The organism is Humibacter ginsenosidimutans (assembly GCF_007859675.1).
GTDB classification, from domain to species: Bacteria; Actinomycetota; Actinomycetes; order Actinomycetales; family Microbacteriaceae; genus Humibacter; species Humibacter ginsenosidimutans.
On sequence record NZ_CP042305.1, the window covers coordinates 1,390,263 to 1,404,507 of the forward strand.

Here is a 14,245-nt window from a genome sequence, read left to right on the forward strand (position 1 = left end):
GAGGAGTAGCGCCGTGCCAGAGAAGTCCGTTGCGAACATCGGAGTCGTCGGCCTCGCCGTGATGGGCTCGAACCTCGCCCGCAACCTCGCCAGCCGTGAGGGCAACACGGTGGCCGTGTTCAACCGCAGCCGCTCCCGCACCGACGAGCTGGTGGCCGAGCATCCCGAGGCAGGATTCCTTCCGGCCTACGACTACGAGGAGTTCGCGGCGACGCTCTCGAAGCCGCGCACCGCGATCATCATGGTGCAGGCGGGCAAGGGCACGGATGCCGTCATCGACGAGCTCGTGCAGGTCTTCGAACCCGGCGACATCATCGTCGACGGCGGCAACGCGCTCTTCACCGACACCATCCGCCGCGAGAAGGCCGTGCGAGAGACCGGCATCAACTTCGTCGGCGCCGGCATCTCCGGCGGCGAGGAGGGTGCCCTGAACGGTCCGTCGATCATGCCGGGCGGCTCCGACGAGTCCTGGGTGACGCTCGGCCCGATCCTGCGTTCCATCGCCGCCGTCGCCGAGGGCGAGCCGTGCGTGACGCACGTCGGCCACGACGGCGCCGGACACTTCGTGAAGATGGTGCACAACGGCATCGAGTACGCCGACATGCAGCTCATCGCCGAGGCGTACGACCTGATCCGCCGCGGCACGGGCAAGTCGCCGGCCGAGATCGCCGACATCTTCGCGCAGTGGAACAAGGGCGAGCTGGAGAGCTACCTCATCGAGATCACCGCCGAGGTGCTGCGCCAAGTGGACGCCGAGACCGGCACGCCGCTCGTCGACGTCATCCTCGACCAAGCGGGCGCCAAGGGCACCGGCGCCTGGACGGTGCAGACCGCGCTCGACCTGGGCATCCCCGTCTCCGGCATCGCCGAGGCCGTGTTCGCCCGTTCCCTGTCGAGCAAGCCGGCCCAGCGCGCCGCGGCCTCCGACCTGCCCGGCCCCTCGGAGAGCTGGAAGGTCAGCGATCCCGACGCGTTCGTCGAAGACGTGCGCAAGGCGCTCTACGCCTCGAAGATCGTGGCCTATTCGCAGGGCTTCGACGAGATCGTCGCCGGCGCTCAGCAGTACGGCTGGGACATCAAGAAGGGCGACATCGCCGCCATCTGGCGCGGCGGGTGCATCATCCGCGCCCAGTTCCTCAACCGCATCACCGAGGCGTACGCCGAAGATGCCGGGCTCGTCGCCCTGCTCACCGCCCCCTACTTCCGCGAGGCACTGGGGCGCACGCAGGAGGCGTGGCGTCGGGTGGTCGTGACGGCGGCCCAGGCGGGCATCCCGTCGCCCGCGTTCAGCTCGAGCCTCGCCTACTACGACGGCCTGCGCGCCGACCGCCTTCCGGCGGCGCTCGTGCAGGGTCAGCGCGACTTCTTCGGTGCGCACACCTACAAGCGCGTCGACAAAGACGGCGTCTTCCACACGCTGTGGTCCGGCGACCGCTCGGAGATCGAGACCGAGCCCTCAACGCACTGATCGCGGCGCCGGGGCGCCGATAGCCTTGAGCCATGCGTGAACCCAAGTGGCGTGAGGAGGGCGAAGACCCCGACTATCGCTTCTCGCTCGCGAACGAGCGCACGTTTCTGGCGTGGATCCGAACGGCGCTGGCCATTCTCGCAGGCGGCGTGCTGCTCGAGCAGTTCTCGTCACGTATCGGACCGCACGTCATCATCGTGGTGCTCGCGATCGTGCTCGGTGCGCTGTCTGCCGTGCTCGCCGTCGTCTCGTATGTGCGCTGGCGGGCCAATGAGATCGCCATGCGGCACGGGCATCGACTTCCGCTGACCGTCGCGCTGCCGCTGCTCGCCGCGGTCGTGCTCGCCGTTGCCACGACGATCGCCGTGCTGATAGCGGTCTACGAGGGATGACCGGGCCCACCGCACGCGACTCGGGGCTGCAGGGCGAGCGCACCGCACTCTCCTGGTCCCGCACCTGCCTGGCACTGGCGGTGAACGGCCTCGTCGTGTTCCGCGCAGGTTGGGAGTCCGGCGTCGGCGTACTCACGATGGTCGGAGCACTGCTGGTGGCTTCGGCTGTGGCGCTCACGATATTCGGAAACGCCCGCGGACGAGCGTTGTCCGGCCACGGCAGGCATCACGACCGGATACCGTCGGCGGCGCCGGCCGTGCCGCTGGTGCTGCTCACCGCCGCCGCGCTCGTCGCATGTGGCGCTGGTATAGCCTGCACGCTCGTGGAGCGCTGATCGATCGGCCGTCAGGGGACTCCCGTCACGCGTCGCCGGCCCAACACATAGCCGACGGCCACCGCGCCAGAGACCGCCAGCACCAGCGGCACGAGAAGACCCGTGCCGGAGTGCGAGAACTCGATCACCAGCACCAGTCCGGTCAACGGAGCCCGCATGGTGCTGGCGAGAAAAGCGGCGGCCCCGATCAGGGCGAACGCGCCAACGGGCTCCCCCGGCCAGAGCACGATCCAGAGTCCGCCGAAGGCCGCCCCCAACCCGGCTCCGATCGCGATCGACGGGGTCAGCGTGCCGCCTGCCGTGCCGGCCCAGAGGGACGACGTCGTCGCGTAGGCCTTGATCATCGTCACAAGCGCGATCAGCGCGATGGACAGGGTTCCGTCGAACGCCGTCTGCCCCAGCGCGCGACCGTTGCCCACGACCGTCGGGGTGAACACCGCGAGCAGGCCGACGGATGCGAACACGAGCGGCATGGCGACCAGAACGCGCCATCCTCCCGGACGATGCCGCTCCCCCGCCCTGACGAGCCACGTGAACCCTGACGCCGCGAGCCCGACGAGAGGCCCGGCGATCACCGACCAGACGACGATGCCCCATGAAACCGAGTAGTTCGGCACCACGTACCAGGGACCAGAAGGCACGACCGGACTCGCGACGAGCGTTGCGACACCGGAGGCGACGAAAGCCGGGATGACGGTGGCGAGGCTCACTTCCGCCAGCAGAACCTCGATCGCGAACAGTGCGCCTCCGAATGGCACGCTGTAGACCGCGGCGAGACCCGCACCTGCACCACACGCGACCATGACACGACGCTCGCGCGCGGTGAGACCGACGACGTCGCTCAGCCAGCCGGAGAACAGCGCGGCCAGCTCACGCGGCGCGCCCTCACGCCCGACGGAGCCGCCGAGCCCGACCACGACCATCTGCAGAACAGTGTTGAGCGCGGTGGCGAGGCCGGGCATCCTCTTGCCGTCAACGGATTCCGTGACGGAGACGATCGGGCGCAGCCAGCGACGTATCGCGTACCACCCCAGCGCGCCGACGAGTCCGGCGATGACCAGAGCGACGAACCGACGAACGGGCGGCGCATGGGTCGCCGCCTCGAGAAGCGTGCCCGAGCTGTAGCCGTAAGCGAGGTGCTCGACCGCGTGCAAGATGAGGGAGAGCACAGCGCCACCGACACCGGCGCCGACTCCGATGAGCAGGGTCACCCATGCCAAACGCAGCAGCCATCTGCGAGTGGTGCCGCCCAGCGGGTTCACGACGGCACTCCTTCTGCGTCCCCCAGCGCCGAGGTTCGCGACCTCTACGCCTCGCCGTTGAACATCGAGGTGACGGATCCGTCCTCGAACACCTCGTGGATGGCGCGAGCCAACAGCGGTGCGATCGGCAGGATCGTCAGCGTCGGGAACCGCTTCGCCTCCGGCACGGGAATCGTGTCGGTGACGACGACCTCGTCGATCGAGGCATCCTGCAGGCGCTCCGACGCCGGGTCGCTGAACACCGCGTGCGTCGCCGCGACGATGACCCGTTCCGCGCCGCTCTCCTTGAGGGCCTGAGCGGCCTTCACGATCGTGCCGCCGGTGTCGATCATGTCGTCGACGAGAAGGCACACACGGCCGCGCACGCGGCCGACGATCTCACTGACCGTCACCTGGTTCGCCACGTTGGGGTCGCGTCGCTTGTGGATGATGGCCAGCGGCGCGCCCAAGCTGTCCGACCACTGGTCGGCCACGCGCACGCGGCCGGTGTCGGGCGAGACCACCGTGAGCTTCTCGCGATCTTCGGGCGAGAGCTTCTGCTGGAAGTAGTGCAGCAGCACCGGCTTGGCGAAGAGGTGGTCGACGGGTCCGTCGAAGAACCCCTGGATCTGCGCGGCGTGCAGGTCGACGCTCATCACGCGGTCTGCACCCGCCGTCTTCAGCAGGTCGGCGACGAGGCGGGCGCTGATCGGCTCGCGTCCGCGGCCCTTCTTGTCCTGCCGCGAGTACGGATAGTAGGGAGCGACCACGGTGATGCGCTTCGCGGACGCGCGCTTGGCGGCATCCAGCATGATGAGCAGCTCCATCAGCCACTCGTTGACCGGCGGGCCGAACGACTGGATGAGAAAGACGTCGCAACCGCGCACCGAGACCTCGAACCGGGTGAGGATCTCCCCCGACGCGAAGGTGCGGTACTCCGTCGGGACGATCTGGGTGCCCAGCTCGGCGGCGACGTCGGCCAGCAGGTCGGGATGCGAGCGGCCGCCTGAGACGACGAGCCGCTTCTTCGTTTTGGCGACGACCCCTGGCGCTATGCCACGCTCTCGATCGAGATCAACCGTCTTGTCCTTGCGCCCCATCGTCGGCTTTCTCTGCGGACCGGGACGCGACCTCTGCGGCCTTCGTTCCCGGTCGGTTTTTCTCGACCCACCCCTCGACGTTGCGCTGAGGGGCGACGCTGAGAGCCAGTGCGCCGGCCGGGACGTCCTTGCGGACGACGGCCCCCGCACCGGTCTTCGCGCCATCACCGATCCTAACCGGAGCCACGAAGACGTTATGCGATCCGGTGTGCACTTCATCGCCGATTTCGGTGCGGTGCTTGACGATGTCGTCGTAGTTCGCGGTGATCGCGCCGGCGCCGAGGTTCACGCCGCGGCCGATCGTGGTGTCTCCGATGTAGCTGAGGTGCGGCACCTTGCTTCCTGCGCCGATGTGCGAGTTCTTCGTCTCGACGAAGGTGCCGATCTTGCCGTTCTCGTCGAGCACGGTGCCCGGCCGCAGGTAGGCGAAGGGGCCGACGGATGCTCCCGCGCCGATCACCGCGAGCGTCGCGTCGGCGCGCCTCACCGTCGCGCCCTCCCCCACCTCGCAGTCGACGAGTGTCGTGTCGGGGCCGATGACGGCATCCTTCGCCACGACCGTCGCACCCTTGAGCTGCGTGCCGGGGCGGATGGTCACGTCGGGCGCCAGCGTGACGGCGAGGTCGATCCACGTCGTCGCCGGATCGTCGACGGTCACGCCGCCCAGCTGCCAGCCGCGCACGATGAGCGCGTTCAGCCTGGCAGCGGCCTCGCTGAGCTGGGCGCGGTCGTTGATGCCCTCCGCCTTCCACGATTCGGCGACCGGCACGGCCGACACGCTGCTGCCCGCGCGGCGCAGCAGGTCGATCACGTCGGTGAGGTACTTCTCGCCCTGGGCGTTGGCGGTGGTGAGGTTGGCGAGCTGGTCGCGCAGCGCGTTCAGCCCGAAGACGTAGATGCCCGCGTTGATCTCGGCGATGGCGAGCTCGGCGGCGGTGGCATCCTTGTGCTCCACGATGCGCTCCAGTGCGCCGTCGGCGGCGCGCACGATTCGCCCGTAGCCGCGGGGCTCGGGAACGACGCTGGAGAGGATGGTCGCTGCCGCACCGTCTGCGCGATGGTGGGCGACGAGATCGGCCAGGGTGTCGGCATCCAGCAGCGGAACGTCGCCGTTGAGCACCAGCACGTCGCCGGTGAACCCTTCAGGCAGCGACTCGACGGCGAGCTCGACCGCGCGGCCCGTGCCCGGAACCTCGTCCTGGTCGACGATGATCGCTCGCGGCAGACGGGCAGTGATGGCCTCCGCCACCCGATCGCGCTCGTGCCGCACGACGCCGATCACCACGGCGGGATCGAGCGCCTCGGCGGTGGCGAGCACGTGGGCGACGACGGGAGCGCCGGCGAGCTCGTGCAGGAGCTTCGGCGTCGCGGACTTCATGCGCGTGCCCTGGCCTGCGGCGAGAACGATGATGGCGAGGTTCGGATCGGTCACCATGACAGTATTCCCGCTCCACGGCGCTGCGTGCCACGCGAGCACCGCCGCCGCCACCGCGTGCGGCAGGCGAATTCCGCCGTCTCCTTGCGATGCGAGCTCCGCCGCCAGGACTCGAACCTAGACTTCACAGCTCCAAAGGCTGTCGTGCTGCCATTACACCACGGCGGATCGCGCCCTCCAGTCTGCCAGAGAGCCGGGCCGCGGCCCGCCGCACGCTCGCTCTAGCGGCCGCGCGGCGCATCCACTCACCCCCATCCGGCGCCCGACTCACTCCGCCCCAGGCCCACTCCACCACCCTGCCAATTCCCCCGCCCAGGTCGAGATTCCTGTCGCAAATGGCCCCTATTCCATGGGCAAAGGGCCATTTGCGACAGGAAATAACGATGGGTGGGTGTGGAAGTGGAGGCCGGAAGAGCGAAGGCGGCTCAGCCGACGGCGCGGCGCACCAGTTCGGTGATGCGATCACGCACCTGCGGGGTGAGCTCCTTGATCGAGTAGTAGATGGGCCACATGTCGCCGTCGTCCAGCTGCGCCTTGTCGCTGAAGCCGAGCGTGGAGAACCGCGCCTTGAACTTGCTCGCCGGCTGGAAGAAGCAGATCGTGTCGCCGTTCGAGGCGTAGGCGGGCATGCCGTACCAGGTCTTCGGCGTGAGGTCGGGAACCGCGGACATCACGAGTTCGTGCACGGCCAGTGCCATGGCCCGATCGGGCTCCGGCATCTTCTCGATCTGCCCCATGAGGTCGGCGAGTCCGTCGGCCTTCGTCGCCTTTCCGCCACGGCGCGCCTTGGTCTTCAGCTCGTTCGCGTACTCCTTCATCGCCGCACGCTCGTCGTCGGAGAACTCCACCGAGTTCTTCTCATGGGTCTTCGTCGTCGTCTTCTCGCTCATGTCCCGATGCTAGGCAGGGCCGCCTCGCGTGCACTTCTCCGAAACTGCGCGATCGGGCACCCGCTCTTCGCCCGCTACCTCATGGTGCGACGACATAATGGTGGGATGCCGGAGAGCAGCGACGAGGTCGACCGCATCGTCGACGCCTGGGAACGCGAGCGACCGGACCTCGACTTCGCGCCCCTTCTGGTGCTCTCCCGCGTCGACCGACTCTCGAAACACCTCGACCGCGCTCGACGCGGGGCCTTCGGGCGCTCCGACCTGCAGTCGTGGGAGTTCGACGTGCTCTCCGCTCTCCGGCGTGCGGGCGCCCCGTTCCAGCTCAGTCCGAAGGCCCTGCTCACGCAGACCCTCGTCTCCAGCGGCACCATGACGAACCGCATCGACCGCCTCGTCGAGCGCGGCCTCGTCGAACGTCAGACCGACCCCAACGACGGTCGCGGCATCCTCGTGCGCATGACCGCTCAAGGCATGGCCAGAGTGGATGCCGCCATCACCCGACTCGTCGACGCCGAAGCGGAGCTGCTCCGCACTCTCGCACCCGGAGACCGCACCCGTCTCGCCGCCCTGCTGCGCAAGCTCAGCCTCGATTTCGACTGAGTTGTCTTGTGCGCGGGCACCCCAACCCGCGCACGGCAGTCGGCTCCCAAGCGGGGCCACGTCCGGCGCCGTCGAGGCCGCCGCCTCAAAGAGCCGACCACGCCACACAACGTGCGCGGGCACCCCAACCCGCGCACGGCAGTCGGCTCCCACACAGGGCCACGTCCGGCGCCGTCAACGCCGCCGCCTCAAAGAGCCGACCACGCCACACAACGTGCGCGGGCACCCCAACCCGCGCACGGCAGTCGGCTCCCACACAGGGCCACGTCCGGCGCCGTCAACGCCGCCGCCTCAAAGAGCCGACCACGCGCTCTCACACGCAGCACCAAGGCCGTGCCGATAGCGTCGATCTCGTGACCACCGTCGAACCGGGGCCGCGACCTGCCCCTCACCCGCTGCTCAGCACGCAGACCCTCCGGCTGCTGGAACAGGCCGACAGCGGAACCCTCTCCGATCTCGCCAGCATGCGCGACGAATTCGACAGATTCCTGCTGCGCTACCGCTCCGGTCTGAGCGAGATCGAGACGAAGCTCGCCATCCTCCGCGACGAGTTCAGCCTCGTCGACGGCTACAACCCGATCGAGAGCATCTCCTGCCGCGTCAAGACCGTCGAAGGCGTGCTCGAGAAGGCCACCCGCAAGGGCATCGACCTCGACCTCGACGCGATCAAAGACGGACTCTCCGACATCGCCGGGGTGCGCGTCATCTGCAGCTTCGTGAGCGACGTGTACCGCATCGTCGACCTGCTCACCTCGCAGAGCGACATCACCGTGCTCGAGGTGAAGGACTACATCGCGAACCCCAAGCCGAACGGGTATCGCAGCCTGCACGTCATCCTCGAGGTGCCGGTCTTCCTTTCCGCCGGCCCGGAGCCGGTGCGGGTCGAGGTGCAGTTCCGCACCATCGCGATGGATTTCTGGGCGAGCCTCGAGCACAAGACCTATTACAAGTACGACACGCAGGTGCCGCAGCACCTCATCGACGGACTCACCGAAGCGGCGGAAACGGCATCGCATCTGGACTCCACCATGGAACGCCTCCACCACGAGGTGCGCAGCTACCGTCCACCCGCACGCACTCTCGACGTCTGAATCCTTCGGCGCCCGGTTTCTTCCGGCGTCCGTTCTCGTTCGACACCTCGGGTCGTTCGGCGTCCGCTCGACCTTTCTGTAGCATCGAGCGGATCCCGATGACCACCACACTCTTCGCCGCATCGCACGGCACATCCTCGCCGCACGGCCGGCTCGCCGTGAGCCGTCTGGTGGATGCCGTGGCGCGCGCCGTCTCCGTTCCCGTCGTCCCCGGTCACGTCGACGTGGAGCAGCCCGATGTGGCATCGGCCATCGCCGACAGCGCAGGCACGACGCGCGCCGTCATCGTCCCCCTGCTGCTCTCCGCCGGATACCACGTGCACGTCGACCTCGCCGAGGCCGCGCTCACCGCAGCGGTGCCCACGCTCGTCACCCCCGCGCTGGGCGCGGACGAACGACTCGTCGACGTGGTCGTCATGCGGCTCGCCGAGGCGGGGTACGACCGCACCGACAGCGTGGTGCTCGCCGCCGCCGGTTCGAGCGACCCGCGCGCCGTCGACGACTGCCGAGCGACGGGCAGGATGCTCGCAGCCCGCCTCGGCGCGAACGTCACGGTGGGATTCCTCTCGGCCTCGGCCCCGAGCCTGGCCGACGCCGTGGCCGAGGCCCGCAGGGATGCGCCGAACGCCAGGGTCGTGGTCGCGACGTATCTGCTGGCGCCCGGATACTTCTTCGACCTCGTGGGCCGGGTGGACGCCGATGTCGTCTGCGCTCCGCTGCTGACCCCGACCTCCACTCCGAGGCAGCTCGTCGAGATCGTGATCGACCGTGCAAGAGAGGCCACCGCCGGCCCGAGATGACCTCGGATGCCCTCGCGTCACGAAGTGTGACGTCGTGTTTCCGGCCGTGTCACCCCCGATCGCGGGGGCCGCAGCTGCTCTCGTAGCGTGACTCGCGACATCCGAATCGCCGCTTCGAACGAGCGTCGACGCGACCAGCAGCGAGGTGAGCATGACGTCCGTGGAATCACGACCGGCCGGCCGGGTTCGCCCGCCGCGAGCCGGAGTCGCCAACGGCCAGTGGAAGATCGACGGCACCGCGCCGCTCAACGGCAACGAGGTGCTGAAGCAGGCCGACGACGGGCTCAATGTGCGCGAGCGCATCGAGAACATCTACGCACCAGGCGGCTTCGACAGCATCGACCCCGGCGACATGCACGGCCGCTTCCGCTGGTGGGGCCTCTACACGCAGCGCAGGCAGGGCATCGACGGCGGCCGCACCGCGACGCTCAGCGACGAGGAGCTCGAAGACCGCTATTTCATGATGCGCGTGCGCATCGACGGCGGAGCGCTCACCACCGAGCAGCTGCGCGTGATCGGCGAGATCTCGCGCGAGTTCGCGCGGGACTCGGCGGACCTCACCGACCGGCAGAACATCCAGCTGCACTGGGTGGAGATCGAGTCGGTGCCGGAGATCTGGCGCCGGCTGGAGACCGTCGGGCTGCAGACGACGGAGGCCTGCGGGGACGTGCCGCGCGTCATCCTCGGCAGCCCCGTCGCGGGCATCGCCGCCGACGAGATCATCGATCCGACGCCCGTCATCGCCGAGATCTCGCGCCGTTACATCGGCAATCCGGAGTTCTCGAACTTGCCGCGCAAGTACAAGACGGCGATCACCGGCCACCCGAGCCAGGACGTCGTGCACGAGATCAACGACATCGCGCTGGTCGGCGTCGTGCATCCGGAGCTCGGCCCCGGCTACGACCTGTGGGTCGGCGGCGCCCTCTCGACGACGCCGCGTCTCGGCGAGCGCCTCGGCGCCTTCGTCACCCAGGAACAGGCGCCGGACGTCTGGGAGGGCGTCACGTCGATCTTCCGCGACTACGGATACCGCCGCCTGCGCAACAAGGCGCGACTCAAGTTCCTGCTCGCGGACTGGGGGCCCGAGAGGTTCCGCGAGGTCCTCGAGACCGAGTACCTCGGATTCGCCCTGGCCGATGGCCCCGCCGTGCCGAAGGCGCCGACACCGGGAGACCACATCGGTGTCCACCGCCAGAAGGACGGGCGTTTCTTCGTCGGCGTGGCTCCGACCGTCGGACGGCTCTCCGGCACGCGGCTCGTCGAGATCGCGGACGCGCTGGAGGCGCACGGATCGAGCCGACTGCGCACCACGCCGCATCAGAAGCTCGTGGTGCTCGATGTGCAGGAGGACCAGGCCGAGTCCCTCATCGCGGACCTCGACGCGCTCGGACTCTCGGCGCATCCGAGCCCGTTCCGGCGCTCGACGATCGCCTGCACGGGCCTCGAGTTCTGCAAGCTGGCCATCGTCGACACCAAGGACACGGCGCACGACGCCATCGCCGAGCTCGAGCATCGCCTCGCCGACATCGAGCTGCCTCACCCGATCAGCCTGCACATCAACGGATGCCCGAACTCGTGCGCTCGCATCCAGACCGCCGACATCGGTCTCAAGGGTCAGATCGTCACCGACGAGCACGGCGTGCAGTCCCCCGGCTTCCAGGTGCACCTGGGCGGCGGACTCGCGTCGGCCACCCGCGAGGAGGCCGGCCTCGGCAGAACCGTACGCGGTCTGAAGGTGACGGCGAGCAACTTCATCGACTACGTAGAACGAATCACTAGGCGCTGGATAGCCGAGCGTACCTACGATCAGACCTTCGCCGAATGGGCGCTGTCCGCCGACGAGGAGGCACTGCGATGACCACGAGCATCCCTGAACAGACACGGGTGCGATCCCCCAAGCGCGACGAGGCGGAGCTCCGCGCGATCGCCGAGGCGGGGGCGCGCGAGCTCGGCTCGCTGACGGGTGCGGAGGCATCCGCCGAGGAGGTCGTCGCCTGGGTCGCGGAGACCGTCGAGGTCGGCGCGGCCGCCGTCGCGTGCTCGATGGCCGACGCGGTGCTGCCGCACGTGGTCGCACGGTCGCTGCCCGGCGTCGATGTGCTGTTCCTCGACACCGGCTACCACTTTCTCGAGACCCGGATCACGCGCGACGAGGTGGCACGCAGCATCGACGTGCGCGTCGTCGACGTCTTTCCCGAGCAGACGGTGGCCGAACAGGATGCCGCGTACGGCAAGGACCTCTTCGCCCGCGATCCCGGGCTGTGCTGCGAGCTGCGCAAGGTGGCGCCGCTGAAGAGATCGCTGTCGGGCTACGAGCTCTGGTTCACGGGCGTGCGCCGCGACGAGGCGCCGACGCGCACGAACACGCCGCTCGTCACGTTCGACGACCGGCACGGGCTCATCAAGGTGAATCCGCTCGCCGCCTGGAGCTTCGACGAGCTGCTCGACTACGCGGGCGAGAACTCCGTGCCGCTCAACCTGCTGCTCTCCAACGGCTATCCGTCGATCGGGTGCGAGCCGTGCACCAAGAAGGTGGCGCCAGGAGAGGATCCGCGATCCGGGCGCTGGGCGGGCCTCGCCAAGACGGAATGCGGGATCCACCTGTGACCGCCGTCGACACCGCGACCATCGCACGGCCGAGGCTCGCGGACGGCGCGCTGGATGCGCTGGAGAACGAGGCGATCCACATCATCCGCGAGGTGGTGGCCGAGTTCGACCGACCGGTGATGCTGTTCTCCGGCGGCAAGGACTCCGTGCTCATGCTGCACCTGGCCGCGAAGGCGTTCTGGCCCGCGCGCATCCCGTTCCCCGTGCTCCACGTGGACACCGGACACAACTTTCCCGAGGTGCTCGCCTTTCGCGATGCGACGGTAGAACGCCTCGGCCTCACGCTCGAGGTGGCCCGCGTGCAGGACTACCTCGATGACGGCCGGCTGTTCGAGCGCGCAGACGGCACCCGCAACCCGCTGCAGACGGTTCCCCTGCTCGACGCGATCCGCGCGCACGGCCACGACGCGGTGTTCGGCGGAGCCCGCCGCGACGAGGACAAGGCCAGGGCGAAGGAGCGCATCCTCTCGCTGCGCGACGAGTTCGGACAGTGGGATCCGCGCAACCAGCGGCCGGAGCTCTGGAACCTCTACAACGGCAGGCACACACCGGGTCAGCACGTGCGGGCCTTCCCGATCAGCAACTGGTCGGAACTCGACGTGTGGCGTTACATCGAACGCGAGGGCATCGAGCTGCCGAGCCTCTATTTCGCGCACGAGCGACCCGTGTATTCCCGCGACGGCATGTGGCGGGCGGTGTCCACGGCATCCCCCGCCCGTGACGACGAGATCGTCGAGGTGCGGAGGGTTCGCTACCGCACGGTCGGCGACATGTCGTGCACGGGGGCGGTGGAGTCCGACGCGGGCGACGTGACGGCCGTCGTGCGGGAGGTGGCGGCGTCCACCATCACCGAACGGGGCGCGACCAGGGCCGACGACCGCATCAGCGAGGCCGGCATGGAAGACCGCAAGAAGGACGGGTACTTCTGATGACGTCAACCCTGTTCCGCTTCGCCACGGCGGGCTCCGTCGACGACGGCAAGTCCACGCTGGTCGGGCGACTGCTGCACGACTCGAAGTCGATCCTCGCCGACCAGTGGGATGCCGTCACCCGCGCAAGCAGGCAGCGCGGCTTCGGCGGCGGCGACCGCGTCGACCTCGCGTTGCTCACCGACGGGCTGCGCGCGGAGCGCGAGCAGGGCATCACCATCGACGTCGCCTACCGGTACTTCGCCACCGACCGGCGCAGCTTCATCCTCGCCGACTGCCCCGGGCACGTGCAGTACACCCGCAACATGGTCACCGGGTCGACGACCGCCGACGCCGTGATCGTGCTGATCGACGTACGCAAGGGCGTGCTGGAGCAGACGCGCAGGCACCTCGCCGTCGTGCAGCTGTTGCGCGTCCCTCACCTCCTGGTCGCGGTGAACAAGATCGATCTCATCGGCTACGACGAGGGGGTGTTCCGCGGAGTCGAGCGCGAGGTGCTGGCCGTGGCATCCGACCTCGGCATCGACGACGTCGACGTCGTGCCGGTGTCGGCGCTGGAGGGCGACAACGTGGTCAACGCCTCCGACAACACGCCCTGGTACGACGGCGCGCCGCTGCTGCAGCTGCTGGAGACGCTCGAGGTGATCGACGAGGTCGAGAACACGCTCGCTCCGTTCCGGCTGCCGGTGCAGACGGTCATCCGCCCGCAGGGAGCGCTGGCGCCGGGGCTCGACCCCGACGCCTATCACGACTACCGCGCCTTCGCGGGCCAGGTGGCGTCGGGATCAGTGCGCGTCGGAGACGAGGTGACGGTGCTGCCTGCCGGCGTGCGCACCGCTGTCACCGGCATCGACGTCGCCTCGCGCGCGCTCGACATCGCCGTGGCATCCCAGTCCGTGTCTCTGCGCCTCGCCGACGAGGTGGATGCCGCGCGCGGCAGCGTCATCGTGGCCGCCGGGCAGGAGCCCGAGCTCGTCTCCGCGCTCACCGCCTCACTGTTCTGGCTCGACCCGCGGCCGCTCCTGCCGGGGGCCCGAGTGCTCGTGAAGTACGGAACGACAACAGTGCAGGCCATCGTCGAATCGCTCATCGGTCGACGCGAGCTCGAGACCCTCGACCTCGTGCCCGCTGAACGCCTCGACATCAACGACATCGGCACGGCACGCGTGCGGCTCGCCTCTCCCCTGCCTCTGCTGGCCTACGCCGAGCATCGCAGGGCGGGAGCCTTCGTGGTCATCCACCCGCACGACGGCGCCACGCTCGCCGCGGGAACCGTGTCCCCCGAGGCGGCCTGAACGCGCTTCCGACACGGCCGCCCCGAAGACCTCCACGACTCGCCGTCCTCGCTCCACCATCC

General features: G+C 69.0%; 14 protein-coding genes and 1 tRNA gene. 10 read left to right on the forward strand and 5 right to left on the reverse strand.

Annotation, left to right across the window (positions count from 1 at the left end):
* Positions 1-61 precede the first annotated feature (61 nt).
* From gnd to FPZ11_RS06630, 3 genes are read left to right on the forward strand one after another with little or no spacing between them, the layout of a single operon-like run.
* Positions 62-1,468, forward strand: a complete 1,407-nt coding sequence (gene gnd, locus FPZ11_RS06620; protein ID WP_246846658.1) for an NADP-dependent phosphogluconate dehydrogenase — start codon at positions 62-64, stop codon at positions 1,466-1,468.
* A gap of 32 nt (positions 1,469-1,500) precedes the next feature.
* Complete coding sequence (locus tag FPZ11_RS06625) at positions 1,501-1,860, forward strand: YidH family protein (RefSeq protein WP_146319422.1); 360 nt, start codon at positions 1,501-1,503, stop codon at positions 1,858-1,860.
* Complete coding sequence (locus tag FPZ11_RS06630; protein WP_146319424.1) at positions 1,857-2,195, forward strand: DUF202 domain-containing protein; 339 nt, start codon at positions 1,857-1,859, stop codon at positions 2,193-2,195. The genes FPZ11_RS06625 and FPZ11_RS06630 overlap by 4 nt, the downstream gene beginning before the upstream one ends.
* 11 nt (positions 2,196-2,206) lie before the next feature.
* On the opposite strand, the gene FPZ11_RS06635 is transcribed toward FPZ11_RS06630, so the two are convergent.
* The 5 genes from FPZ11_RS06635 to FPZ11_RS06655 all read right to left on the reverse strand — a co-directional run bounded on the left by FPZ11_RS06635 (position 2,207) and on the right by FPZ11_RS06655 (position 6,861).
* Entirely contained in the window at positions 2,207-3,457 is a 1,251-nt protein-coding gene (locus FPZ11_RS06635) for a chloride channel protein (RefSeq protein WP_246846568.1), read from the reverse strand.
* Between the two features lie 44 nt (positions 3,458-3,501).
* Positions 3,502-4,536, reverse strand: coding sequence for a ribose-phosphate diphosphokinase (locus FPZ11_RS06640; RefSeq protein WP_146319426.1), 1,035 nt, complete (start codon positions 4,534-4,536; stop codon positions 3,502-3,504).
* Positions 4,511-5,968 carry a bifunctional UDP-N-acetylglucosamine diphosphorylase/glucosamine-1-phosphate N-acetyltransferase GlmU gene (gene glmU / locus FPZ11_RS06645; protein WP_146319428.1) on the reverse strand — a complete coding sequence of 486 codons (1,458 nt, stop codon included), beginning with the start codon at positions 5,966-5,968 and terminating at the stop codon, positions 4,511-4,513. The genes FPZ11_RS06640 and glmU overlap by 26 nt, the downstream gene beginning before the upstream one ends.
* 99 nt (positions 5,969-6,067) lie before the next feature.
* Positions 6,068-6,139: transfer RNA gene (locus tag FPZ11_RS06650), tRNA-Gln, on the reverse strand.
* Between the two features lie 257 nt (positions 6,140-6,396).
* On the reverse strand, positions 6,397-6,861 hold the full coding sequence (locus FPZ11_RS06655) for an iron chaperone (RefSeq protein WP_146319430.1): 465 nt from the start codon (positions 6,859-6,861) through the stop codon (positions 6,397-6,399).
* Positions 6,862-6,966: 105 nt separating this feature from the next.
* Here FPZ11_RS06655 and FPZ11_RS06660 point away from each other — a divergent pair, with 105 nt between their 5' ends.
* The 7 genes from FPZ11_RS06660 (at position 6,967) to FPZ11_RS06690 (ending at position 14,183) form a co-directional block, all read left to right on the forward strand.
* Entirely contained in the window at positions 6,967-7,461 is a 495-nt protein-coding gene (locus FPZ11_RS06660) for a MarR family winged helix-turn-helix transcriptional regulator (protein WP_146319432.1), read from the forward strand.
* Between the two features lie 464 nt (positions 7,462-7,925).
* Entirely contained in the window at positions 7,926-8,552 is a 627-nt protein-coding gene (locus tag FPZ11_RS06665; RefSeq protein ID WP_146322750.1) for a GTP pyrophosphokinase, read from the forward strand.
* Positions 8,553-8,650: 98 nt separating this feature from the next.
* Entirely contained in the window at positions 8,651-9,352 is a 702-nt protein-coding gene (locus FPZ11_RS06670) for a sirohydrochlorin chelatase (RefSeq protein ID WP_146319434.1), read from the forward strand.
* Between the two features lie 151 nt (positions 9,353-9,503).
* A complete protein-coding gene (locus FPZ11_RS06675) occupies positions 9,504-11,210 on the forward strand; it encodes a nitrite/sulfite reductase (protein ID WP_146319436.1) in 1,707 nt (568 codons plus the stop codon).
* Entirely contained in the window at positions 11,207-11,959 is a 753-nt protein-coding gene (locus FPZ11_RS06680) for a phosphoadenylyl-sulfate reductase (RefSeq protein WP_146319438.1), read from the forward strand. Before FPZ11_RS06675 ends, FPZ11_RS06680 begins: the two co-directional genes overlap by 4 nt.
* Entirely contained in the window at positions 11,941-12,888 is a 948-nt protein-coding gene (gene cysD / locus FPZ11_RS06685; RefSeq protein ID WP_146319440.1) for a sulfate adenylyltransferase subunit CysD, read from the forward strand. The genes FPZ11_RS06680 and cysD overlap by 19 nt, the downstream gene beginning before the upstream one ends.
* Positions 12,888-14,183: a sulfate adenylyltransferase subunit 1 gene (locus FPZ11_RS06690; protein WP_146319442.1), complete on the forward strand. Its 1,296-nt coding sequence runs from the start codon at positions 12,888-12,890 to the stop codon at positions 14,181-14,183. The genes cysD and FPZ11_RS06690 overlap by 1 nt, the downstream gene beginning before the upstream one ends.
* Positions 14,184-14,245 lie beyond the last annotated feature (62 nt).